This window comes from Streptomonospora nanhaiensis (assembly GCF_013410565.1).
Taxonomy (GTDB): Bacteria; Actinomycetota; Actinomycetes; order Streptosporangiales; family Streptosporangiaceae; genus Streptomonospora; species Streptomonospora nanhaiensis.
The window spans coordinates 395,467-420,465 of sequence record NZ_JACCFO010000001.1; the positions used below are offsets into that span (position 1 = coordinate 395,467).

A 24,999-nucleotide genomic window follows, 5' to 3' on the forward strand; every position below is an offset into this window, starting at 1 on the left:
CGCGGGCGTGAGCGGCCCGCCGCCGGGGTAGGAACGGCGGCGTGACAACGCGCGAGGGGGATCCGTTCGAGGTCTGGGCGCCCGCCTGCGGGCGGGTGCGGGTGCGGGTGGGCGGGACCGACCACCCCCTGCGCCCCGTCGGCGGCGGCTGGTGGCGCTCGGCCGTCACCGCACGCACCGGCGACGACTACGCCTTCCTGCTGGACGACGACCCCACACCCCTGCCCGACCCCCGCTCGCTGCACCAGCCCTCCGGCGTGCACGGCCCCTCCCGCGTCTACGACCACGCCGCCCACACCTGGGGCGACTCCGCCTGGACCGGCCGCGCGCTGCCCGGGTCGGTCCTCTACGAACTGCACGTGGGCACCTTCACCCCCGAGGGCACCCTGGACGCCGCGATCGGCCGCCTGGACCACCTGGTCGACCTGGGCGTGGACCTGGTGGAGCTGATGCCGGTCAACGCCTTCGGCGGCGCCGACCACGGATGGGGCTACGACGGAGTGCTGTGGGGTGCCGTGCACGAGCCCTACGGCGGTCCCGACGCCCTCAAGCGGTTCGTGGACGCCTGCCACCGGCGCGGCCTGGGCGTGCTGCTCGACGTCGTGTACAACCACCTCGGCCCGGACGGCGCCTACCTGCCCCGCTTCGGCCCCTACTTCGCGGGCGAGACCGCCTGGGGCCCCTCCCTCAACCTCGACGGCCCCGGCTCCGACGAGGTCCGCCGCTACGTGATCGCCAACGCCACCGGCTGGCTGCGCGACTTCCACCTCGACGGCCTGCGGCTGGACGCCGTGCACGCGCTCCGCGACTCCCGCGCACGCCACCTGCTCAGCGAGCTGAGCGCCGAGGTCGACGCGCTGGCGGCGGGCCTGCGCCGCCCGCTCAGCCTCATCGCGGAGTCCGACCTCAACGACCCCCGCATGGTCGCCCCGCGCGAGGCCGGGGGCCACGGCATGGCCGCCCAGTGGTCCGACGACCTCCACCACGCCCTGCACTGCGCCCTCACCGGCGAGGACCACGGCTACTACGCCGACTTCCGCCCGCCCGAGGTGCTGGCGCACGTGCTGCGCCGGGTGTTCCTGCACGACGGCCGCTACTCCAGCTTCCGCGGCCGCGCCCACGGCGCGCCGGTCGACACCGCCGCCACCCCCGGCCACCGGTTCCTGGCCTACCTGCAGAACCACGACCAGGTAGGCAACCGCGCCCGGGGCGACCGCATGGCGGCGGGCACCTCCACCGGCCTGCTGGCCTGCGGCGCCGCGCTGGTGCTGTGCTCGCCCTACACCCCGATGATCTTCATGGGCGAGGAGTGGGCGGCCGCCACGCCCTGGCCCTTCTTCGCCTCGTTCACCGACCCCGACCTGGCCGACGGCGTGCGCCGGGGGAGGCGCCGGGAGTTCGCCGCGATGGGATGGGCGGAGGAGGACGTCCCCGACCCCATCGACCCCCGGACCCGGGAGAGGGCGGTGCTGTGCTGGGACGAACCCGAGCGCCCGCCGCACAAGGCCGTCCTCGGCCTCTACCGCGACCTGATCGCGCTGCGCCGGGCCCGGCCCGAACTCGCCGACCCCCGCCTGGACCGCTTCGCCGTCGACGCCGACCCCGACGGCCGCGGCCTCGTGCTGCACCGGGGCGGCCTGCGCGTGGCCTGCAACCTGGGCGACGCCGAGCGCGAGCTCGGCCTGGACCGCCCGGCGCGCCGCGTGCTGCTGGCCTCGGCGCCTGATGAGGCACTGGCGGGGGGCGCGGTGGTGCGCCTGCCGGCGGAGTCCTTCGCCGTGGTCGAGACCGGGGAGCCGACCCGGCATGACCGGAGTTGACCGCCCCGGCCTCCGGCCCTCGGGATGTCATTCCGGGCCCGTGGGGAAGAGGGGCGACTCGCATGCTGGACGGTCGGAGTGGAGTGGGGCTCTGGGGCATCCGGTCGCCGGGCCTTGTCAACCGCTTAAGCGGACATAAGCCGCAACAGGGCGCCCTGTGGGCCGACGATCTGTCGTTTCTCGTCACCCGGGCCGTCCAGCCCGCAACCTCGCCCGGGCGATCGGCCACGGCGGGCCTGCTGCACCCTCGTCGGCTGCATCGCGGATACGGGTCGCCCGCCTCGGGCGCCGGTGACCGCAGGGCCGCGCGTCCCCCGCCGCCTTCGGCGCCCCGTCGCCGACCCCGCCGCACACGGCGGGTCCCGATGGCCGCCGAGCCCAGACACCCGCCGCCGTCGCCGCCCCGTCGCACCCTCAAGCCGCACGCGGGGAACCCGGTGATCGCCCGCCCCTGCCCGCCCGCCGGAGCCCGGCACCCCTCCTCCGGGCGCCGCCGGTTTCGCGATCCCGCTGCCGTTTTCCCGAGGCGCGGACGTTTCGGGTGATCCATTGCCGCATTGACGGGCTTGTCGCATTCTGCTTTGCTACACCATGCCCAATCCGGTGCCCATCCGCCCCTGACGGCGCTTCACCCCCCGGTGCCGACCCCCTGCGCCCCGGCGAGCACCCTCCGGCGCCCGGCGGACGCGGCCCCTCCCCGCCGCTCGCGAACGCGAAAGTGAGACTGGAATGGTGGACCAGCCGACCGGTCCCGCCGCGAACCCCCCTTCGCCCGCACCCTCACCCTCGGGCCGCTTCGACCTGCGCGGCGGCATCGCCGCGCTGGGCCGCCGCACCCGGTCGGGTGCCGCCGGCCTGACCATCGTCGTACTGGCCGCCGCGCTCATCAGCACCGCGTTCGGTCTGGGCGCCATGGGCCGCGCCGACGAGATGTCCGACGGCGCCGCGTGGCTGTGGAACAGCCCGGCCGGCGAACTCGCGCGCGTCAACGGCAACAACGCCGAGGTCGACCTGGTGACCTCCCTGCCCGACTCCAAGGGCGGCGCGGTCGAGGTCTCCCAGAACGACGAGTACCTGCTGCTGCACGACCCCTCCACCGGCAAGGTCACCTCGGTGGACCTGCGCGAGATGGGCTTCTCCGGCGTCCTCGACCTCGGCCGCAGCGGCGACTTCGGCGTGGTCCTGGGCAAGGAGTCCGCCGTGGTGATCGACCGGCTGGGCGGCGAGATCAAGGCCGTCGACCCCGCCACCCTCCAGCCCACCGGCGCCTCCCTGGAGATCCCCGCGCCCCTGGTCGGCGGCGCGTTCGACGACTCCGACACCCTGTGGCTGGGCGTGCCCACCCAGGGCACCGCCGTCGGCGTGCGCGTGGAGGGCAAGGACGCCGCCATCGCCGAGACGGTCTCGGTGGCCGACCCCGGCGCCGACCTGGCGCTGACCGTGCTCGACGAGGGCGCGCTGGCGGTGGACCGCGGCGGCGACCGCATCGTGCCCGTCAACGGCGAGGGCGAGGCCCGGGTGCTGGACGCGCCCGTCAAGCTCAAGGACGCCGAGGTCCCGCCGCGCACCCGCGGCGACCTCGCCGCCATCACCGTCCCCGGCAAGGGCCGCGTGGTCACCGTCTCCGACGCCGCCGGCGCCGCCGAGGTCGCCTCCTTCGCGACCGGCGGCGAGGGCGCCGGCGCGGCCGTCGCCTACGAGGGCCGTGTCTACGTCCCCTTCGCCGCCGACGGCAGGGTGCGCGTCTTCCAGCCCGACGGCACCGAACTGAACCCCATCAGCCTCCCCGGCGCCAAGGGCCCGATCGAGCTGGAGGCCCGCGAGGGGCACCTGTTCATCAACTCGCCCGACACCGGCGTGGCCGCGGTGGTCGATCCCTCCGGCCAGGCCAACCTGGTCGACAAGACCGACCCCCCGCCCGGCGACGGCGAGGGCCCCGGCGCCGGAGCGCCCGCCAGCGGCACCCCCGAGCCCAGCGCACCGCCGCAGACCCAGCCTCCGGGCGGGGCGCCCAGCACCCAGGCGCCGCCCGCGCCGGGCACCGGCGAGAGCCAGACGCCGCGGCCCGGTCCGCAGGACGAGGAGCCGCAGGAGCCCTCCAACCCGCCGCCCGCCGACAACGACGGTGACGGCGAGGGCGGCGGCGGTGAGGGCGACGGCGAGACCGAGGAGCCCGAGAGCACCGACGCCCCCGGCGCGCCCACCCCGGTCTCGGCCACCGCCGGCGACGGCAGCGTGACCCTGTCCTGGCCTGCGGCGTACTCCCCGGACGCACCCGTGGAGACCTACGAGATCACCTGGGAGGGCGGCAGCCGCACGGTCGACGGCTCGGAGCTGAGCGCCGAGATCACCGACCTCCGGAACGGCACCGCCTACCGGTTCCGGGTGCGCGCGGCCAACCGGTACGGCACCGGCCCGGCCGCCCAGACCCAGGAGGTCACCCCCGGCCCCGAGGCGCCGGGCGCCCCGGCCAACGTCACGGCCGAGGCCACCGGCGGCGACACCGCAACCGTGTCGTGGGACGCGGTCGAGGGGGCCGTGGACTACCAGGTGACGGCCTCGTCGTCGTCGGGGTCGGCGGTGCCCGCGCCGCGCACCACCGGCAGCGCGTCCGCCGAGATCACCGGACTGGAGCCCGGCGGCTCCTACACCTTCACGGTCGTGGCGCGCGGCGAGGGCGGGGTCAGCGGTGAGCCCTCCTCCAGCCAGGAGATCACCATGCCCGAGGAGGAGTTGGGCGCGCCCGCGAGCGTCACCTGGCAGGCGTCGGGCGACACGGTCACCGTGTCGTGGGACGCGGTGGAGGGCGCGGCGGAGTACCGCGTCACCCCCGGCGGCGACGGTGCGGCGGCGCTGCAGGAGGCCACCGCGACGGGCACCTCCCACACCTACCAGCCGCGGGGGGCCGGGCGCTGCTACTCGTTCACGGTGACGGCGCTGGGCGCCGACGGCACCGCGGCCGAGAGCGGCACCACCAGCCAGGCCAGCTGCGTACGCGAGTTCAACTGACCACGCCGGCGGGCCGCCCGCGGGCGGCCCTGCTGAGGACGGCAGAAGGGAGCGACGGTGTCGCCCAGGAAGCACCGCACCAGGACCTGGATCACGGCGGCGGGCGCCGTGGCGGCCATCACCGCCTCGCTGTTCATGACGTCGGCGACGGCGGCTCAGGGCGCCGACCCCGCCCAGGTGTGCCGCAGCGGCGGAGGAGCCGACGGCAGCGCCTACACCCAGCCGGTCAACCAGGTGGCGGTGCCCGGCGGCAAGGGCACCGTGTACCTCTACTACGACTCCGCCACCGGTATCAACTGCGCCGTCACGATGGGATCCGTCTCGGGGGCCACCTACATGGACGTCGGGCTGCGCCGCACCCAGGAGGGCGCGGGCGAGTGGGACTCGGGCACCTTCTCCTCCTACGCCGGGCCGGTCTACGTATCGGCCAAGGGCATCTGCGTCGACTTCACCGGCGCCGTCGGCGACCGCTCGGTCACCGTGATCGGCAAGAACTGCGGCGCCTGAGCCGCCCGGCCCGCGCCGCGCGCGTGCTGCGCGGCGGGTCCCGGGCACCGGTATAGGGTGCCGTGCGTGGCGGCCCGCCCGCGCCGCGTGGGGGCGGCGGCGCCGCGGCAGTCCCGCAGCCAGCACAGGGGGAGACCGCAGATGAGTCCGTCCATCGCAACCACCACCAGGGTGTCGCGCGAGGAGCTGCTGGAGTTCGTCCGGCCGCGCCACCGCGCCGTCCTCCTCACCCGGCGCGCCGGCGGTGAACCGCAGATGTCGCCCGTGACCTGCGGGGTGGACGACTCGGGCCGGATCGTGGTCTCGACCTACCCCGAGCGCGCCAAGGCCCGCAACGCCGCCCGCGACCCCCGCGTGAGCGCGGTCGTGCTCTCCGACGAGTGGAACGGGCCCTGGGTGCAGGTGGACGGCACCGCCGAGGTGATCGAGGGCGAGGACGCCGTCGAGCCGCTGGTGGAGTACTTCCGCAACATCTCCGGTGAGCACCCCGACTGGGAGGAGTACCGCGCCGCCATGCGCCGCCAGGGCAAGGCCCTGCTGCGCCTCACGCCGGAGCGCTGGGGGCCGGTCGCCACCGGCGGGTTCCCCGCCCGGCTGGCCTGACACATCCCGCCCGCCGCCGCACGCGGCACCGACCACCCGCACCCATCGCCCGCGACCACCACCCACCACAGCAACCCGCGACCACCGCGCGCCGGGCGGCCGACCGGACGGCCCCGCCCGGCGTCCGCGCCGACCACACAGGCGCCGACCACATCGGCGCCGGCGACGGGCGCACGCCGATCCGGCGCCCGGTCCCCGGCACCCCCCGCGGCCGCGAAGCGCCCCCGCCCCCGGCGCTCTCCGCCGCCCCGCAGCCCCCGGCCGCACCCCGCCGCACGCTGTCCCGCCCCGCACCCGCGCGACGCGGCGGCGACCCCGCGGTTCCCCGCTCGACGGCCGCTCCCGGTGGCCGCGCCGTCACCCGATCGGCGGGCCGAAAGCGACTATTTGGTCGAACCGGAAGAATCCGCAGGGTACCGACGCGGACTTCGGGAACTTTGCGGCACAATGGCTGCGCTGTCCCTTCTTGATCAACTCATGCGGAAAGATTCCCAGTGAGCACCCATGTACCTCCCCATCCGTCCGGCGCACCCCACGGCGCCGCCGGAGCGGTGACAGCGGACGAGGCGGCACTTTTCGCGGACGAGTTCGACGGGATCGCCGCCTCCGTCGAATCGGCCCTCTTCGGCAAGACCGAGGTCGTGCGCCTGGCCCTGGTCGCGATGCTGGCCCGCGGCCACATCCTGCTGGAGGACGTCCCCGGGACCGGCAAGACCACCCTGGCCCGCGCCATCGCCGCCTGCGTCAACGGGCACTGGCGCCGCGTGCAGTTCACGCCCGACCTGCTGCCCTCCGACGTCACCGGGGTCACGGTGTTCAACCAGGGCACCCGGGAGTTCGAGTTCCACCCCGGACCCGTCTTCGCCAACGTCGTCGTCGCCGACGAGATCAACCGCGCCTCGCCCAAGACCCAGTCGGCCCTGCTGGAGGTCATGGAGGAGGGCATGGTCACCGTCGACGGCTCCCGCTACATGGTGCCCTCGCCGTTCCTGGTGGTGGCCACGCAGAACCCCGTCGAGATGGACGGCACCTACCGGCTCCCCGAGGCCCAGCTCGACCGGTTCCTCGTCCGGCTGTCCCTGGGCTACGCCGACCACGCCGCCGAACTCGCCATCATCCGCGGCGACCGCCTCACCTCGCCCGAGGACCTCACCCCGCGCACCGGGGCCGAGCAGATGGACCGCATGGCCGAGGCCGCGCGGCGCGTCCACGTCCACGACTCCGTCTACGAGTACGTGCTGCGGATCGCCCACGCCACCCGCAACCACCCCGCGCTCAGCGTGGGCCTGTCCACCCGCTCCACGGTGGCCATGGCGCACGTGATGCGGATGCTCGCCCTCACCTCGGGGCGGCCCTTCGTCAGCCCCGAGGACGTCAAGCGGCTGGCGCCGCCGGTGTGGGCGCACCGCCTGGTGCTCTCGCCCGAGGCGGCGGTGGGCGGGCGCAGCGGCGCGGCCGTGCTGGAGGAGATCCTGGAGCAGGTCCCGGCACCCCAGCCGGGGTACACGGGGGCGGCGGCGGGCCGCTGATGCCGACGACACGGGGATGGCTGGTCGCCGCCGCCGGCGCGCTGCTGCTCACTGCGGGGGTGGTGTCGCAGTACAAGGAGGTGGCGGTGCTGGGCGCCGTCGCGCTGCTGGCGGTCGCCGCCGCCGTCGCCGTGGTGGGCCGCCCCGCCGAGGTGGTCGCCGAACGCGCCATCCCGGCCGTCCGCACCACGCCGGGCTCCACCGTGCGGGTGCGCATCCGCGCGCGCAACACCGGACGGCGCGCCCTCCAGGTCAGCGAGCGCGTGGCCGGTGCCGACGGCGAGCGCCACGTGCCGCTGCCGCCGCTGGCCGCCCGCGCCACCGGGGAGTCCGGCTACCGGGTCGCGGCCGCGCGCCGCGGGGTGATCGAGCTGGGTCCGCTGCGGGCGGGCCGCTCGGACCCCCTGGGCCTGGCCGAACTGCGGCGGGGCTACGGGCCGGCCGACCGCATCTGGGTGCACCCCCGCTGGGAGCACCTGCGCGCCATCCCCGTGGGCCGGGTGGCCGACCCCGACGGGGTCGTCGACAACGCCCGCGCCGGCACCCTCACCTTCCACACGCTGCGCGACTACGTGCCCGGCGACGACCTGCGGCACGTGCACTGGCGCAGCTCGGCGCGGCTGGACAAGCTCGTGGTGCGCGAGTACATCGACACCTCCCAGACGCGGGTGTGCGTGCTGCTGGACGACCGGCCCACGCCCGGCGGCGACACCCGGCTGGACGAGGCCGCCGGCGCCGCCGCCTCCATCCTGGCCACCGGCGTGCGGTCCTCGCTGCACTGCGAGCTGCGGCTGGTCAGCGGCCGGGGCCGGGAGAGCACGGCCGGACTCCCCACGCTGCTGGACCTGCTGGCCGAGGCGCGGCCCACGCCCGAGGCCGACCTGCCCGCCGCGCTGCGCATGGCGCGCGCCCGGCCCGCCGGCGACACCGCCGTGCTGGTCAGCGGCGCGCTCACCGACGCCGACCTGCGGCTGTTCGCCCAGTTGCGCGACCGCTACGCGGGCCTGCTGGCGGTCCTGGTCGGCGCCGAGGAGCGCCCGGCCGCGCCCGCCGGGGTCACCCTGCTCGCCGCCGGCGACGCCGCTGGCTTCGCCGACCGCTGGAACGAGGCACCATGGTCGCGGTGACACCGCCGCCCCTTCCGCCTGCCGCCGACTCCGCCCCGCCCCGGGCGCGCCGTGCCCCGAAGCACCGCTCGGCGGGCGGGGACGCGTCCGCCGCCGGTGCGACCGCCTGTTCGCCCAACGCGGGCCGAGGAACCGCCGACGGCCCCCAGAGCGCGGGCGGCGGGGCCGCGACCGGTCGGCTGGCCGATTCCGGCATTTCTTCGGCGGGAACCGGGCCGCGCGCGGGGGCCGTCGTAGGGGGTACTCCACCGGGCGGCCCGCCGCTGGGGCCGCCCCGCCCGGCAGCCGCCGCGCCGACCTCCGCCTCGACGAGGGGCGATCCGCCCGGCCGGCGGAGCCGCCGCGCCGGTGCCCGCACGACCACCACGACCGGAGCCGACCGCAGGAAGGAGGCGGCATGGCCGCGATGACCGCCCCCGCCGGGCCGGGCTCCGCCGCGCCCGAGCCGCCCGGCCGGCCCCCGGCGCCCCCGCGCCGCCCCGGCCCCCGGCCGCGCGCACTGGTGGCCGCCGCCGGACTCGTCCTGGCCGCCGCCGCGGGCGGCGTGGCGCTGGCGCCCGGCTACGCCCGGCCCGGAGTCCTCTACACGCTCCTGCCCGCCTGCGCCGTGGCCGCCGTGGCGGCCACCCTGCTGCTGCGGCGGCGCACCACCGCGTTCCGCACCGTCCTGGCCGGCCTGCCCGTGCCCCTGGCCGCCGTGGTGGCGGTGGCGGCGTGGCTGCCCGGCGAGGGTTCCGGAGTTCTCGGCGGCGCCGGCGAGGCGCTGCTGCACTCGGGCGCGCGCATCCTCACCAGCACCGCGCCCACGCCGCTGAGCGTCGACACCCTCACCCTCCCGCTGCTGGCCACCTGGCTCACCGGCACCGCCTCGGCGCTGGCCTGGCGCGCGCGCCGCGCCTCGCTGGCGCTGCTGCCGGGCCTGCTGCTGCTCGTCGGCGCGGTGGTGCTCAACGGGCCCGCGGCGCCGCCCGGGTTCGGGGCCATCGGCATGCTCGCCGTGGCCGCGGCGGCCCTGATGGCCGTGCCCCAGCCCGCCCCCGGCCCCGGCGGCGCCGACGGGCCCGCGCTGACCGTCGAGGTGGAGGCCGCCGACGCCCGCACCCGCGCCTCCGGCCTGCGGCGCGCGGTCACCACGGCGGTGATCACCGTCGTCGTCGCCGCGCTCACCGTCTTCGGCGGCCCCGCGCTGCTCGCGGGCTGGGACGCCACGCCCGGCGACCCGCGCACCGCCGTCACCCCGCCCATGGCGCCGCAGGCCGCGCTCAACCCGCTCAGCTACCTGTCCGGGTGGGCCGCCGACCCCGACGAACCGCTGCTGACGGTGACCGCCGAGCGGCCCGTGGACCTGCGCTGGGTCGTGCTCGCCGAGTTCACCGGCACCACCTGGCTGCCCGAGGGCGGCTACCGCGCCGCCGGGCAGACGCTGCCCGCGCCGGTGCCGCCCCCGCCGCACCCCACCGAGACCACCGCCCGCATCGCCGTCGGCGACGACCTGCCCGGCAACTGGGCGCCCGTGGTCGGCGCGCCCCAGCGGGTGGAGCTGTCCGACCTGGGCTACGACCCGGTGACCGGCACGGTGGTGCGGCGCGAGGGCGGCCTCGCGGGCAGCGAGTACAGCGTGACCGGCCAGGTGCCCGACTGGCGGGCCGAGGAGCTGGCCGGGGCGAGCACCCCCGCCGAGGAGGTGTTCGACCGCTACCGCGAGCTGCCCGAGGGCGCGCCGCCCGTCCTCAACCAGATCGTGGCCGCGGTCGCCGCCGAAGGGGCGCCCTACCAGCGGGCCGCGGCCATCGCCGAGTATCTGCGCGACTCCCACTCTTTCGACCCCGAGACCCCCGGCGGCCACGGCTACGCCAACGTCGCCGCGATCCTCGCCCCGCCCGGGGAGGAGGGCGGCGGCGGCACATCCGAGCAGTTCGCCAGCGCGTTCGCCATGCTGGCGCGCGCGGCGGGGCTGCCCAGCCGGGTCGCCGTCGGGTTCGGCCCCGGCACCGACGAAGGCGAGGGCCGCTTCTCCGTCCAGACCGGCGACGCCGTGGCCTGGGGAGAGGTCTACTTCGAGGGCGTCGGGTGGGTGCCGTTCTCGGTCACGCCCGGCGGCGAGGACGGCGACGACGCGGGCAGCGCCCCGCAGAGCGCCCCCGAACCCGAGGACGCCGAGCAGAACCAGGACGAGGACCCCGACTCCGACGCCCACGACGTGTCGGCGCCCCCGCGCGAGCGCGGCGGCGGCGGAGCCTGGGCGGCGCTGCTGTGGAGCGGCGGCGGCCTGCTCGCGCTGCTGCTCGCCGTCCCGGCGGCGCGCCTGGCCCGCGGCGCCCGGCGGCTGCGCGCGGGCACCCCCGAGCGCCGGGTGCTGGGCGCCTGGCGGGAGCTGCGCGACGGCCTGCGGCAGAGCGGCGCGGACCTGCCGCCCGGCAGCACGGTCGGCGACACCCTCGCCGCCGCACGCGACCTGCTGCCCGAGGGCGCCCGCGCGGGAGCCCAGGCCGACCTGGACCGGCTGGGCCACGCCGTCAACAGCGTCGGGTTCGCCTCGGGGCCCGACGTCGACGCGGCCGCGGCGGCGCGCGTGGCCGACGGCGTCCGCCGCACCCTGCGGCTGCTGCGCGCCGGCCGGGACCGCCGCAAGCGGCTCACCTGGTGGTTCGACCCCCGACCCCTGTTCTGGCGGACGCCGTGAACGCGCGCACGCGGCCCGCCGCAGCCCACCCACGGACGAGAGGACGCCGATGAGCGGCGCGGAGCACGAAAGCAGACTGGCCCCCGGGTTCCACTCCCTGGAGGTGCTGCATCGCGGCGCGGCCTCGACCCTGTACCGCGCGCTGCGCGACGGCACCCGCGAGCCGGCCGCGCTGAAGGTGATGCGCGACGAGTCCGGCGCCGCCGAGATCGAGCGGCTGCGCGAACTGGCCCGCCTGCCCGGTGTGGTGCGGGTGCTGGGGCGGGGCCGCACCTTCTCGGGCCGCATCTTCGTGGCCATGGAGTACTGCACGGACGGCGACTACGCCATCAACCTGCGCCGGCGCCACCCGCTGCCGGTGGAGGAGGTGGTGCGCGTGGGCAGCGCCGTGGCCGCCGCGCTGGAGGCCGTGCACGCCAAAGGGCTGCTCTACCACGGCATCGAGCCGTCCAACATGCTGAAGTTCGGCGACGCCGCCGTGCTGACCGACGCGGGCGACGTGCTGCCGATGGACACGGCGCCGCCGGTGCCCGAGCCCGACCCCGACGCGATCGTGCACGCGCCGCCGGAGGTGCTGCGCGGGGAGGGGGTGGGGCCGGCCTCCGACCTCTACCGGCTGGCCTCGTGCCTGTGGACGCTGCTGGCGGAGTACCCGCCGTTCGCCGACGGCGCGCACGCGCCCATCGACCCGTTCGCCTACCGCGACCGCGCGCTGGTCGATCCGCCGCCGGAGCCGCCGCGCGCCGACGTGCCCCGGGCGCTGTGGCCGGTGTTCGAGCGGGCGCTGGCCAAGGACCCGGCGGACCGGTTCGCCTCGGCGGCCGAGTTCCGCGCCGCGCTGCGCCTGGAGATCCGCGTGACCGCGCCGGCGCCGGTGCGCCGGCGGCCGGAGGAGCGGGCCGAGGACCCCGGCGCGGCGGTGGCGGCGGGAGCGGCCGCCGCTCCCGAGGCTGCCGCACCGGCGGGGCAGGAAACCGCGCCGACGGCGCCGGAGGCGCCCGCGCCCGCCGCGCCGGATGCCCCGGTAACCGCCGCGGTTCCCGAGGGCCAGGGCCCTGATGAGGCGGCCTACGGCCCGGTCCCCCAGGCGCCGGACGCGCACGGCGGCGCGGCGGGGGTGGGCGCGGACGTGGCCGCCACCGGCGGCCACGTGACCCGCGTCGACCCGGCCCCGCAGGAGAGCGCGGGCGGGGCGCCGACCGATCCGGGGCCGCACGCGCGGGCGGCGGACGCGGCCGAGGCGGAGCCCGAGCCGGCCGCCGCCTTTGACGGCGGCCCCCGGCCCGCCGAGGGGCCCGGCGCGGCCGGCCGGCCGCAGGAGGCGTACCAGACGCACGGGGCGCCGGCGCAGGAGGCCGACAGCGCGTCCGCGGGAGCGGCGGCCGTGGGGGAGTGGCCGCTTGCGACCGGGGACGGCGTCCCGCCGATCGGCGAGGTGCTGCCGGGGGACGACCTGGTGGCGGAGGCGACGTCGTGGCAGTCGGCGTGGGCGGTGCAGGAGGCCGAGGCGGCCGAGCCGGAGACCGCGGTGGAGGCCGCCTGGGCGGCCCCTGACGAGGGCGCGGACACGGCGCTCGGGAACGGCGTTTACGGCTCAGGCGCCGCGCCGGTGGCAGGGGACGGGCCCGCAGTCGCCGAGGACCCGCCGACCGGGGAGGGCGCGTCCGCGGTCGGCGCTTTCCCGGACAGCGAGGACGCCGGTCAGGCGGCCGGCACCGCTGAGGGTTTCGGGCAGGCGGACCAACCCGCCTCGGCGACGGCTGAGGACCGGGAGCCGCCGGTCGGCGGCGCTCCGCCGGGCGAGGGGGCTCCCGGCGCCGGGGTGGAGGAGACGTGGGCGGATCCCCCGGGGGATTACGCCTGGCCCGCGGGTGAGGGCGTCGCCCCGGACGGCGAGCCCGGCGGGCAGTCGGCGTCCGGGGGGTACGACACCCCGCCCGGGCAAGGCCGCGCCGTTTCGCCCGCCGCCGGCGCCGAGGACGACGAGCCCGTGCGGACGGCGGCGACCGGCGAGTACGCCGCGCCCGTGGGTGAGCCCGCCCCGGCTCGTGGTTCGGAGGTGGGGGACGACCGGAACCCGGCCGCCGAGACCGAAACCGATCCCGCCGACGCCTCCGGCCAGGAGGCGCCCGGCACTGGCGTGGAGGAGACCTGGGCGGATCCCTCGGCCGGCTACACCTCGCCCGCGAGTGAGCACAGCGCCGCGGACGACGAACCCGCGTGGCAGTCGGTGTCGGGGGAGTATGGCGCTCAGGCCGACGCGGAGCCGCCGGGTCCGGTCGCCGGTGGTGTCGAGGGCGAGGGCGCCTGGGCGGCCGCGTCCGAGTACGCCGCCCCCGTGCCCGATCCCGACCCGGGGGTTGGGGTGGAGCCGGAGGTGGACGCGGACCGGGACCCGGCCGCCGCGTCCGAAACCGGTTACGCCGACTCCACCGTCGAGCAGACCGCGATGTGGCCCGCCGAGGGCGCCGACGACGGCGCACACGTCGGTCGCGAGGCGGATTACGGCGCGGCCGAGGAGACCTCGGCCGCTGCCTCCGGTGGCTACGTGCTGCCCGCCGAGCCTCCCCGGCCCGGCGCGGACGGTGCTGACGCGCCGGTGGAGGGCCCCGGAGCCGTCCACGGCGCCGAGGAGGCGGCCGCGTGGGCCGCCGCCTCCGGCGGGCACGCCGTCGCCGCCGCCGCGCCGCCCGCCCCGCGTCTCGGGGAGACCCCCGCCGCGCCCGCGCCCACCGACCCCGCCGCGCCCGTCGGCGGCACCGGTCCGCAGTGGCCGATGGGGGAGCAGCACTCTGAAGGCGCCTGGACCGGTCCGCAGCGCCCCGGCGCCGCCGGCACGGGGCCGTACGCCGCCGGCGCGGCCGCCTCGGCGGCCGGCGGCGGCAGCGGCCCCTACCCGTCCTCGGGCGCCGGGACGCCGGGCCGGAACGCCGACCCCTACGCGCCGCCGCTCCCGCCCCTCCCGCCGCCCCCCTCGAAGCGGTCGGGGTCCTCGCGCGGCCCGCTCTACATCGCCGTGGGCGCGGCGGCCGTCACGGTCGTCGCCGTCGCGGTCGGCGCGGTCGCCGTGGTGGGGGCCGGAGGCGACGACGAGGCCGGGCAGTCCCCTCCGGCCGGCGGCGAGAGCGGTCCGCCCCCCTCGGCGGCCGACGTCGAGGAGTTGGCGCCCACCGACGTCACCATGGACGACAGCGGTACCACGGTCGTCCTGGAATGGACCGACAACACCGGCGGAACCGCCTCCCACCACGTGGTCGGCGGTCCCATCGGCACCACGCCGGTCAACCTCGCCGACGTCGAACCCGGCGAGACGACGGCCACCGTCAACGGGCTCAACGCCGGCCAGGAGTACTGCTTCGTGGTCTTGGCCGTCCTCAGCGTGGAGGAGATCGGCCGCTCCGAGGAGACCTGCACCCAGCGGGCGGAGGAGGGCTAGGCCAAGACGCCGCTCCCCGTCTCGGCGAAGGGGACCGGCCGCCACCCGGCCAGGTGAGCGGGTGGGGGCCGGTCCCCTTTGGTGCGGGCCTGGTCCCGCGGCCGCAGGACAGCCCGTGCGGGGCAGGAGAGCCAACGGCTGAGGCCGCGACGGCCGGTTCCCGGGTGGGGGGCGGGGTGGCCTCGGGGGCGCCGGCGACGGCGGTGGCCGGGCTCCACCACCGCCGGTGCCGCGCGGTCTTGGCGGTCTTCGTTGCTGCCCGGCGGGTGGCCGGAGCCGGCGGGCGGCTACTCCACGATCACGACCTCCAGGGTGCGCGGTCCGTGCACGCCCTCGACCCGGTTCAGTTCGATGTCGCTGGTGGCCGAGGGGCCGCTGATCCAGGTCAGCGGGCGCGCGGGGTCGAGCCGGGGGAGGGCCTGCGGCACGCCGTCGACGATCTGGTCGGCCCGCACCACGCACAGGTGGTAGTCCGGAATCAGGGTGAGCGCCCGTCTGCCCTGCGCCGCCCCCGTGTCCAGGACGATCGTGCCGGTCTCGGCGATCGCCACGGCGCAGCCGGTCACCACGCCGTCCATCCCGTCCAGCTCCGCCACGTCCAGGCCGCCGCCGTCGCGCACGATCGTGGTCGCCGTGCGGGCGAACCACTCCTCGGGCGCGTCGGCCGGCACCACCACCCGCTGGGCGCGCCGGTGGGCCAGCGCCAGACCGATCCGCTCGGCCAGTTCGCCCGGAGCCGCCCGGTGCACCTGCGCCCGGTAGTCCACCAGCCGGTCGACCAGCAGCTCCACGGTGGCGCCCTGCCCGTGGGCGGGAGTGTAGGCGCGCGGCACCGCGACGTCTTCGGGCGCCTCGTGCGCGGGGACGTCGGCCAGCGCCGCCCGCACCCGCGCCAGGATCCGCTCGCGCGACCCGCCGCCGGGCCGCGTTCCGCGCGTGGGCGACGTGCTCATCGCCGGCCGTCCTCTCCCCGCTCCGACTGCTCCGGTCGCTCCGAACGCTCGGCCTGCTCCGACTGCTCCGGTCGCTCCCGGCGCACCTGGCCGGGCGCCGGGGCGTCGGTCTCCGCCCGCCCGTGCCGGCCTTCGCGGCGCCACCAGGAGCGGAACGACTCCTCGGGGATCGGGGGGATGTCGCGGGTGTCGGTCCAGGCCGCGCCCGGCCCCGGCAGGCGGCGCGGCACCAGGGAGCGGGCGGCCGAGACGGCCCGCTGCGCGGCGCCCAGCCGCCGCTCGCCCTCGAAGACCCAGCCGGCCGCGCCCATCGCCGCCTTCTCGCCGAGGTGACCGGGCCGCGCGGCGACCTCCTCGCGCAGGTGCACCAGCACCTCGGGGATGTCGATGGCCACCGGGCACACCTCGTAGCAGGCGCCGCACAGCGACGACGCGTAGGGCAGCGCCGCGTCGGCCGCCGAACCGGTCCCGCGCAGCTGCGGGGTGAGGATCGCGCCGATGGGGCCGGGGTAGACCGAGCCGTAGGCGTGCCCGCCGGCGCGCTCGTAGACGGGGCAGATGTTCAGGCAGGCCGAGCAGCGGATGCAGCGCAGCGCCTGGCGCCCCACGGTGTCGGCCAGCACGTCGGTGCGCCCGTTGTCCAGCAGCACCAGGTGGAACTCCTGCGGGCCGTCGCCCGGGGTCACCCCGGTCCAGGTGGAGGTGTAGGGGTTCATCCGCTCGCCCGTGGAGGAGCGCGGCAGGAGCTGGAGGAACACCTCCAGGTCCGACCACGTCGGCACGACCTTCTCGATGCCGACCACCGAGATCAGCGTCCGCGGCAGGGTCAGGCACATCCGGCCGTTGCCCTCCGACTCCAGCACCACCAGCGTGCCGGTGTCGGCCACGGCGAAGTTGGCGCCCGAGACCGCCACCCTGGTGCGCAGGAACCGCTCGCGCAGGTGCACGCGGGCGGCCTCGGCCAGGGCGCGGGGGTCGTCGCCGAGGTCGTCGGGGGCCGGAACGCCCCACGCCGCCATCCGGTCGCGGAAGATCTCGCGGATCTCGGCGCGGTTGCGGTGGATCGCCGGCACCAGGATGTGGGACGGCAGGTCCTCGCTGAGCTGCACGATCAGCTCGGCCAGGTCGGTCTCGTAGGCGGTGATCCCGGCCTCGGCCAGCGCCTCGTTGAGTTCGATCTCCTGGGTGGCCATCGACTTCACCTTGACCACGTCGCGCTCGCCGGTGGCGCGCACCAGCCCGGTGACGATGGCGTTGGCCTCGGCGGCGTCGGCGGCCCAGTGCACGGTGCCCCCGGCGGCGGTCACCGACTCCTCCAGGCGCTCCAGGTAGTGGTCGAGGTGGCGCAGGGTGCGGTCCTTGATCGCCTTGCCCGCCGCCCGCAGCCGCGACCAGTCGTCGAGTTCGGCGACGACGGCGTCGCGCTTGTCGCGGATGGTGTGCGTGGCCTTGCGCAGGTTGTGCCGCAGTTGCGCGTCGCGGGTGGCGGTGCGGGCGGCCTCGGGGAAGGCGGGCATGCCCACGAACGTCGCGGAGCGGTGGGCGGGCACCGCCTCGGCGGGCACGGCGCTGTGCGGGCTCCTGGGGCTGACGGTGCTCATAGCCGGGCCGGCTCCTGTTCGGTCGAGGCGAGGATCTCGGCGAGGTGGACGGCCTTGACCCCGGTGCGCCCGCGCTCCAGGGTGCCGCCGATGTGCATGAGGCAGGAGTTGTCCACCGCGCACAGCACCTCGGCGCCGGTGGCGGCGACGTTGCGGGCCTTGTCCGAGCCCATCGCGGCCGACACGTCGGGGTTCTTCACGGCGAAGGTGCCGCCGAACCCGCAGCACTCGGCCGCGCCGGGCAGCTCCCGCAGGTCGATGCCGCGCACCTCGCGCAGCAGCCGGTAGGGGCGGTCGCCCAGCTTGAGCAGCCGCAGGCCGTGGCAGGTGGGGTGGTAGGTGACGGTGTGCGGGAAGTAGGCGCCCACGTCGGTCACCCCCAGCACGTCCACGAGCAGTTCGGACAGGTCGTAGACGCGCGGCGCGAGGTCGGCGACGGCGCGGTCCAGGCGGCTGCCGGGCTCGCCCAGGCGCGGGTAGTTGTCGCGGACCATCGCCGCGCAGGAGCCCGAGGGCGCGAGCACGGCGTCGGCGTCGGCGAACGTCTCGACGAACCGCACCGCCAGCCGCTGCGCCTCGCGCCGGTAGCCGGTGTTGTAGTGCATCTGCCCGCAGCAGGTCTGGGACTCCGGGAACACCACCTCGTGGCCCAGGCGGCGCAGCAGCCGCACCACCGCCTGCCCCGTCCGGGGGTAGAGGGTGTCGTTCACACAGGTGATGAATAACGCGATGCGCATGCGCTCCCTCGCTTCCGGCGCCGGTCGCGCCGCCCGCCCCGGCCCGGGGCCGCCGACCACTCGACTCCAGGCCGCGCGGGCGCCCGCGCCCGGGACCCGGCCGGGCGAGTCGGGCCGCCGCGCGGACGGGACGAACGTTCGGCGGCCTCCCGGGCAGTGGTCCGACGACCGGTGTGTCACTGGTCACCGAATCGGGGTTCCGGTGCGGATGGTCCGGTCGATCGGCACCGCTGGATTCCCTATTGGTCCGATCACTTCTACGCTGGAGGCGGCTCGGTGTCAAGATGGGAGCCCGGCCGGCGCCCCGCCGCGCGGGGCGCCCGGGCGGCGCGCGGGGTGCCGCCGCCACCGGAGGAAGGCAGGCCCACGTGACCACCCGCGAGACCGTCCACACCCCCGGCACGGTCGGCACCGCCGGCGCCACCGCGCCGGCGGCCGAGCGCATGCCGGTGACCCAGCGGGCGATCGAGCACGTCAAGCGGATGATCGCCGCGGGTGAGCTGCGGCCCGGCGACCGGCTGCCCACCGAGCGCGACCTCGCCGCCGGCCTCGGGGTCTCGCGCAGTTCCATGCGCGAGGCCATCCGGGCGCTGACCACCCTGGGCGTGCTGGAGGTGCGCCACGGTTCGGGCGTCTACGTGACCGCCCTGCGTCCCGGCGACCTGCTGGAGACGTTCTCCGTGCTGGCCGAGGTCTCCCAGGACGAGACCCTGATCGAAGTGCTCCAGGTGCGGCGCATGCTGGAGCCGGCGGCCACCGCCATGGCGGCGGCACGGGCCGACGACGCCGCCCTGCGGCGCCTGGGCGCCATCCTGGACCGCATCGAGACCGGCGGCAGCGAGGGCGAGACCGTGGCGGCCGACATCTCCTTCCACCAGGCCATCGTGGAGATCACCGGCAACGCCACGCTGGTCGCCATCAACGACGGCCTGTCCTCGCGCACCTTCAACGCGCGGGTCTGGCGCGGCCACCGCGAGGCCGGACTCACCGCGCGGCTGCGGGAGGACCACGAGCGCATCTACCAGGCGCTGTGCGCCCGCGACCCCGACGCCGCCCGCGCGGCGGCCACCGTGCACGTGATGGAGGTCGAGCGCTGGCTGCGCGGCTCGCTGGAGCCGGGGGGCGAGTGCTGAGGGGGCCGGGGCGGTCGGACGGCGGCCGTTTGCCACGGGGGTTGTGTGCCGACGGGCGTTCTCCGTATCCTGGGAGGCTTTCCACTCCGGTGGATCGCGCAGCGGTCCGATGTCGACGAGGGAGGTGTGCGGTGGCGAAACGGGCGACCTAGCTGTACTGACCCGAGAGGTTGGGTACGCGGGTGGCGGGTGGGCCGCCGATCGCGGTGTGGAACCGGTGGTGATTGTAGTGGTGGAGCCAGCCCGGGAACGCTTCTCTGCGTTCGGCCTCTGAACGGTAGGGGCGGGCATAGGCCCATTCCTCGGCCAGGGTGCGGTGGAACCGCTCGACCTTGCCGTTGGTCTGGGGCCGGTAGGGCCGGGTGCGCTTGTGCGTGATCTGGGCCCGGGCCAGGGCTTCCCGCCACATCCGGGACTTGTAGCAGGACCCGTTGTCGGTCAGCACCCGCTCCACCGCGATGCCCACCGAGGCGAAGTAGGCGCCCGCCCGCGCCCAGAACGCGGTGGCGGTCTCCTTCTTCTCGTCGGTGAGGATCTCGGTGTAGGCCAGGCGGGTCCGGTCGTCGATGGCGGTGTGCAGGTAGCCGTGGCCGATCACCGGTGAGCCGTGCTTGCGGGCGGCGGTCGTGGCCTGCTTGTTGCGCACTCCGGCGTAGCGGCCCACCGCGCGGTGGCCGCCGCCGTCGGGGATGTTGCCGAGCTTCTTGACGTCGACGTGGACGAGTTCGCCGGGGCGGGCGCGTTCGTAGCGGCGCACGGCAAGGCCGGTGGCGCGGTCGGTGCAGGACAGGCGGGGCATGCGGTAGCGGGTCAGGATGCGGTGGACGGTGGAGGCCTCCATGTGCAGGTGTCCGGCGATGCGGGCGGGCCCCCAGCGCTTGATGAGGCGGAGTTTGACGACGCGGCGCTCGCGGCGGGCGGGGGTGCGCCGGGGCGAGCGGTGGGGGCGGCTGGAGCGGTCGCCCATGGCGGCCGCGCCGTGGGTGCGGTAGCGGCTCGCCCAGCGCTGGGCGGTGGCCACGCTGGTCTGGAAGCGTTCGGCGGCCCGGCGCAGCGGCCAGCCGTCCTCGACGACGCAGCGGGCCAGGGCCAGACGCCCGGCGGGGGTCAGGCGGGCGTTGGCGTGGGTAGTGTGGGGCATCGAGGGCCTTCCGGGCGGTGGGACGTCAGACATCCACACCGATACCGGAGGCCCTCTTCGTTGTTTTTGCCGGGGCCGGTGTTACCAACCTCCGTGGTCAGTACACCTAGCCGCCCGCCCGGATGGTCCGGGAGTACGGGCGGCGGGTTCCAGAAGGAACGAGATGTCCCGTACCGACAAGACGAAACCGCTGTGGGTGCGCCACGCCGAGCACGGTCCGCGGCCCGTCCACGACCACAGCGACGGCCACGTCTGCGACCTGCCGCCGGGCCCCACCCCCCGGTGGCTGACCCCCGACACCCGCTGCCGCTGGGAGCACCCGGCCGCGCACCTGCTGTCCTTCAAGAAGCCGTGCTGCGCGGGGTGCAAGCGCCGCAGCCACATCCGGGAACGCCAGGACTGGGCCAAGGCCGGCAACCGACGCGACCGCTACGCGGCCCGCCTCCGCGCACGCCGCTACATCACCGGCCGCGACGACGACTGACGACTGAACGCGAAGCCCGCCCGCCGAGAACCGTCTCGGTGCGGCGGGCCGTCTCATGGCGGGACGCTGAGTTGTGTGGCCGAGGTGGCAGGGCGGTCGCCACCCCGCGCGGGCGGCGGCTCATGGCCCCGGCTCTCCCCGAAGCGGTCGAGTGGCGCGGGTGATGTCCCTTTCGCTGCTTTCAAAAACGGCCACAGTGGGGCGGTGAAGGCTCACGGGCCCGCGGTGTCCGCATGGCGGGACGCCCGAACCGCGCGCCACACTCGGTCGCCCTCAACGCCCGTTTCCGGGGGAGGCTAAGACGCTCTGAGCGTCGAAACGGCGAGCCGCGGCCGTGGCTCGCGGTGAAAGCGGCCGATTTTCTCTTACCATGTGGGATTTCAGCGGGCCGATGCCTGACGCGCCCCGTTTTGAGATCGGGGCGGTCGCTCGCGCGCAGATGGCGGAACCGGCGACCACGAGGCCCCGCCGCCCGTGACCCGCGCCGCGTCCGCCCGCCGCCACGCCGAGCCCGCCCGAGCCGTTCCGCCGCCGCGGCCTCCGCCTCCCACACCGGCCGCTGGCGCGCGATCCGTTCACCGCTTTCCAGGCCGCCGGCCGCCGTCGCCGCCCTTCGCGCCGCCCGCCGCCGCCCGCAGCCGCGAGCGGCGGCACCGGACGGACGAACACCTAGTCGGCGGCCAGCGCGCGCTCCAGCACGTCGCGGACGGTGCCGCTCAGCAGGGCCACCTTGTAGCCGGTGCCCGGCAGCGGCGCGCAGCGCTCGGCGAGCCCCGCGATCGCGTCGGGGACCGCCTCCGGGCCGGTGGCGCCGATCAGCGCCTCCTCCACCTCCGGCAGGCGCAGCGGCGTGCGCGCCACCGCGCCCACCGCCACGGCCGCGTCGACCACCGCGCCGTCGCGCCGCACCACGCGCGCGACCGCCTCCACCAGGGGCCACTCCGCGCGCGAGCGCGAGGTGGCGCGCCGGTAGGCCGCCGCCTCGCCCTCCACCGGCGCGGGCAGGCCCACCGCCGTCAGCAGTTCCCCGGGAGCCAGCACGTGGTCGCGGGTGGCGTCGGCGCCGTCGTAGAGATCGGCGACCGGACGCTGCGGCCCGCCCTCGACCTCCACCTCGGCGGCGTAGGCCAGCAGCGCCATGGCCAGCGATGACGGGTGCGGCGCCACGCACGCCGAGCCCAGGTCCACGACGGTTCCCTCGGAGTGGTCGCCGGCGCGCGCCGGGCAGGTGTCGCCGCCGTTCTGGTGGCAGCTGAACAGCGGACTGCGGAAGTAGACGCAGCGGTTGCGCTGGAGCAGGTTGCCGCCCACCGTGCCCACCGCGCGGATCTGCGGGGTGGCCAGCGCCGCCGCCGTCTGGGCCAGCGCCGGGTAGGCGGCGCGCAGCCGGGGGTCGCCGGCCACCTCGGCGACCGTGGTCAGCGCGCCGATCCGGGCGGAGCCGTCGGCCCGCCACTCCACGCCGCGCAGCTCGGCCAGCCCCGACAGGTCGGTGACGGCCCCCGCGAAGCCGCGCTCGCGGCGGCGCGCCATGAGGTCGGTCCCGCCGGCGCGCGCCTCGGCGCCGGCCTCGCGCAGCGCCGCAGCGGCGGCGGCGACGTCCTGGGGTGCGTTCATCTTGAGCCGATCCCTTCGAGCAGCCGGTCGGGGCGGATGGGGACTTCGCGCGGGCGCCAGCCCGTGGCGTCGTGGACGGCGTTGCCCACCGCCGCCGCGACCCCGACGGTGGAGACCTCGCCGATCCCGACGCCGCCGCCCACCACGTGCTCCCAGCCCGCCTCGTGGAAGTGCACGGTGATCTCGGGGGTGTCGCCGATACCGGGTATCCGGTAGTCCTCCAGGGTGGTGCTCAGCACCGCGCCCGTGACGGGGTCGTCGCGGCGCTGCTCGTAGAGCGCGTAGCCGATGCCCTGGATGACACCGCCCTCGCACTGGTTGCGGGCGAGGCGGTCGGCGTACATCCGGCCCGCCGAGATCCCGGCCCAGCAGCGCAGCGGCCGCACCCGCCCGAGCAGGGTGTCGACCTCGACCTCCATGACGTGCACCGCGCCGGTCAGCCCCCGGCCCGGCGCGCCCATGCCCGGCAGCGCCACCGGCGTGAGGTAGCCGCCCCGGTCGCGCCGCCGGCGCCCGCTGACCCGGGTGCCCTCCAGCGACTTCAGCGCCTCGGGGTCCAGCGCGCCCGAGCCCGACACCGCGCCCGGCGCCCGGCGCCGCACCTCCTCGCGCAGCGCGCGGGCGGCGTCGCGGGCGGCCGGGCCGATCGAGGCGGTCGTGCGGCTGCCGTTGGAGCCGGGCGCGTAGGACCAGCCGCTGCGCCCCACCCCCACCCGCACGCGGTCGGCGGGCAGGCCCAGTTCGGTCCGCACGACGTCGGTGATCACCGACCGCGATCCGGTGCCGATGTCCTGCACGGCACTGCGGGCCACCACGGCGCCGTCCTCCACCACCAGGTCGACCACCGTCGCGGGGTCGGTGAGGTAGAGCCAGTTGGCGGCGGCCACCCCCACGCCGCGCCGGAACCGGCCGGTGCCGGACCCGCGCGAGCGCTCGGCCCACACGGGCAGGGCGGCCGCCCAGTCGTAGAGCGCCCGCCGCTTGGGGTTGCCGTCCCAGCGGCGGCGCAGCGCGATGGGGTCCTCGCCCAGCCGCTCGGCCATCATGTCCACGCCCTGCTCCAGCGCCCAGTGGAACTGCGCGCCGCCGGGGCCGCGGAACGGCGCTCCGGGGGGCCGGTTGGTGAGGACGTCGAAGTCGCGCAGCCGCCGGGGCGCGTTGCCGTACATCAGCAGGCCCAGCGTCGCGACCATCCCGCCGGTGGACACGCCGCCGTCGTTGTAGGCGTCCAGGGTCAGCGCCGCGAGGTCGCCCTTGGCGTCGGCGAGCAGGCCCAGTTCGAGGCGGGCGCCGGGCCGGTGCCCGGCGTCGGTCAGCTCCTCGGCCCGGTCGAACACCAGCCGCACCGGCGCGCCGGCCGCACGGGCGAGTTCGGCGGCGGCGACCACCTCGACGCGCAGGCCGCCCTTGGCGCCGAACCCGCCGCCGACGTGCTCGGCGGTGACGTGCACGCGCTCGCGGGGCAGGTTCCACCGCTTGGCGGCCGCCTCGGCCACGGCCACGACCGCCTGGGTGGAGGTGTGCAGGTGCAGGTCGCCGTGCTCGTCCCAGCGGGCCACGCAGGAGTGCGGCTCCAGCGCGGTGTGCACCTGCGGCCCGGTGCGGAACACCGCGGCGACCAGGCGGCGGTCGCCGCGGTTGGCGGCGTCCTTGACACGGCGCACGGCGGTGCCCCCGCGCCAGCCGAAGCCCGAAGGGCCTCGCAGGTTGCCGCGCCAGCGCCCGGGCAGCGGCGGACCCTCGTTGTTGGAGGGCGCCGCGTTCTGGGCTTCGCGCGTGGGGTAGACGACGGGCGCGCCCGGAGCGTGCGCGGCCGCCGGGTCGAGCGAGGCGGGCAGGTCGCGGTAGTCCACGGCCACCCGCGCGGCGGCCGCGCGGGCCAGGGCGCGGGTGGGCGCGGCCACGGCCAGCACCGGCTGGCCCACGTAGCGCACCGTGCGGTCGGCGCCGAGCAGGTCGACGTGCACGGCGTCCCCGGCCTCGACCGAGACGATCCGCGCGTGGGCGCGGGCCGAGCGCACGATCACCGCCTCCCAGCAGCCCTCGGGCCGGATGTCGGTGGTGTAGCGGGCGCGGCCGGTGACCTTGTCCTCGGCCTCGGCGCGCGGCGGGGGCAGGGGGGAGTCGGTGTCGTGCTCGCCCGCGCACGCGGCGGCGACGGCGGCGTAGATGCCCTCGTAGGCGCCGCAGCGGCACAGGTGGCCGGCGAGCGCGTCGGCGATGGTGTCGCGGTCGGGGCGCAGGTCGCCGTGCTCGGCGCGGTAGCGGTCGACGAAGGCCGCGGCCTCCACGACGAAGCCGGGGGTGCAGTAGCCGCACTGCATGGCGTCGTGGGCGGCGAAGGCGCGCTGCACCGGGTGCGGGCCGTCGGGACCGGCCAGGCCCTCGACGGTGGTGACGGTGCGCCCGGCCAGCGCCGTGGCGGGCAGCAGGCAGGAGGCGGTGGGAGTGCCGTCGACCAAAAGCGTGCAGGCGCCGCAGACGCCCGCTCCGCAGGCGAGCTTGGTTCCGGTCAGGCCGAGTTCGTCGCGGACGAGTTCGGCGGCGGTGGTGTCGGAATCGGGGCCGGCCTCAGCCGCCGCTCCGTTGAGGGTCATGTCCAACGTGGGGCTCCCCGGT

16 protein-coding genes are annotated in these 24,999 nt (G+C 76.8%); 10 read left to right on the forward strand and 6 right to left on the reverse strand.

Annotated features, from left to right (window positions below; all coding sequences use genetic code 11):
* Positions 1–41: 41 nt before the first annotated feature.
* The 8 genes from treZ (at position 42) to HNR12_RS28970 (ending at position 14,714) form a co-directional block, all read left to right on the forward strand.
* Positions 42–1,820, forward strand: a complete 1,779-nt coding sequence (gene treZ / locus HNR12_RS01590; protein WP_179765774.1) for a malto-oligosyltrehalose trehalohydrolase — start codon at positions 42–44, stop codon at positions 1,818–1,820.
* A gap of 729 nt (positions 1,821–2,549) precedes the next feature.
* Positions 2,550–4,829: a fibronectin type III domain-containing protein gene (locus tag HNR12_RS01595; RefSeq protein WP_179765775.1), complete on the forward strand. Its 2,280-nt coding sequence runs from the start codon at positions 2,550–2,552 to the stop codon at positions 4,827–4,829.
* A 57-nt stretch (positions 4,830–4,886) separates the two neighbouring features.
* A complete protein-coding gene (locus HNR12_RS01600) occupies positions 4,887–5,336 on the forward strand; it encodes a spore-associated protein (RefSeq protein ID WP_308118515.1) in 450 nt (149 codons plus the stop codon).
* Between the two features lie 141 nt (positions 5,337–5,477).
* The gene (locus tag HNR12_RS01605) at positions 5,478–5,939 is read left to right on the forward strand and encodes a PPOX class F420-dependent oxidoreductase (RefSeq protein WP_179765776.1); all 462 of its coding nucleotides are present in this window, start codon (positions 5,478–5,480) and stop codon (positions 5,937–5,939) included.
* A 551-nt stretch (positions 5,940–6,490) separates the two neighbouring features.
* Positions 6,491–7,468, forward strand: coding sequence for an AAA family ATPase (locus HNR12_RS01610; protein ID WP_179765777.1), 978 nt, complete (start codon positions 6,491–6,493; stop codon positions 7,466–7,468).
* Entirely contained in the window at positions 7,468–8,595 is a 1,128-nt protein-coding gene (locus HNR12_RS01615; protein ID WP_179765778.1) for a DUF58 domain-containing protein, read from the forward strand. Before HNR12_RS01610 ends, HNR12_RS01615 begins: the two co-directional genes overlap by 1 nt.
* A 397-nt stretch (positions 8,596–8,992) precedes the next feature.
* Entirely contained in the window at positions 8,993–11,278 is a 2,286-nt protein-coding gene (locus tag HNR12_RS01620) for a DUF3488 and transglutaminase-like domain-containing protein (protein ID WP_179765779.1), read from the forward strand.
* A 49-nt stretch (positions 11,279–11,327) separates the two neighbouring features.
* Positions 11,328–14,714 (forward strand): protein kinase domain-containing protein, encoded by a 3,387-nt coding sequence (locus HNR12_RS28970; protein WP_179765780.1) that lies wholly within the window; start codon positions 11,328–11,330, stop codon positions 14,712–14,714.
* A gap of 287 nt (positions 14,715–15,001) precedes the next feature.
* Here the strand turns inward: HNR12_RS28970 and HNR12_RS01630 are convergent, their stop codons facing one another.
* The 3 genes from HNR12_RS01630 to HNR12_RS01640 form a co-directional block, all read right to left on the reverse strand.
* Complete coding sequence (locus tag HNR12_RS01630) at positions 15,002–15,667, reverse strand: LutC/YkgG family protein (protein ID WP_179765781.1); 666 nt, start codon at positions 15,665–15,667, stop codon at positions 15,002–15,004.
* A complete protein-coding gene (locus HNR12_RS01635) occupies positions 15,664–17,184 on the reverse strand; it encodes a lactate utilization protein B (protein WP_179770326.1) in 1,521 nt (506 codons plus the stop codon). Before HNR12_RS01635 ends, HNR12_RS01630 begins: the two co-directional genes overlap by 4 nt.
* Before the next feature lie 80 nt (positions 17,185–17,264).
* Entirely contained in the window at positions 17,265–18,005 is a 741-nt protein-coding gene (locus tag HNR12_RS01640; protein ID WP_179765782.1) for a (Fe-S)-binding protein, read from the reverse strand.
* Between the two features lie 443 nt (positions 18,006–18,448).
* Between HNR12_RS01640 and HNR12_RS01645 the strand changes: the two genes are divergently transcribed.
* Complete coding sequence (locus HNR12_RS01645) at positions 18,449–19,138, forward strand: FadR/GntR family transcriptional regulator (RefSeq protein ID WP_179770327.1); 690 nt, start codon at positions 18,449–18,451, stop codon at positions 19,136–19,138.
* Between the two features lie 148 nt (positions 19,139–19,286).
* On the opposite strand, the gene HNR12_RS01650 is transcribed toward HNR12_RS01645, so the two are convergent.
* A complete protein-coding gene (locus HNR12_RS01650) occupies positions 19,287–20,279 on the reverse strand; it encodes an IS481 family transposase (protein WP_179765783.1) in 993 nt (330 codons plus the stop codon).
* Between the two features lie 163 nt (positions 20,280–20,442).
* Between HNR12_RS01650 and HNR12_RS01655 the strand changes: the two genes are divergently transcribed.
* Positions 20,443–20,763 carry a hypothetical protein gene (locus HNR12_RS01655; RefSeq protein ID WP_179765784.1) on the forward strand — a complete coding sequence of 107 codons (321 nt, stop codon included), beginning with the start codon at positions 20,443–20,445 and terminating at the stop codon, positions 20,761–20,763.
* 669 nt (positions 20,764–21,432) lie between these two features.
* Here the strand turns inward: HNR12_RS01655 and HNR12_RS01660 are convergent.
* Positions 21,433–22,380 (reverse strand): FAD binding domain-containing protein, encoded by a 948-nt coding sequence (locus HNR12_RS01660; protein ID WP_179765785.1) that lies wholly within the window; start codon positions 22,378–22,380, stop codon positions 21,433–21,435.
* Complete coding sequence (locus HNR12_RS01665) at positions 22,377–24,983, reverse strand: molybdopterin-dependent oxidoreductase (protein ID WP_179765786.1); 2,607 nt, start codon at positions 24,981–24,983, stop codon at positions 22,377–22,379. The genes HNR12_RS01660 and HNR12_RS01665 overlap by 4 nt, the downstream gene beginning before the upstream one ends.
* Between the last annotated feature and the right edge of the window lie 16 nt (positions 24,984–24,999).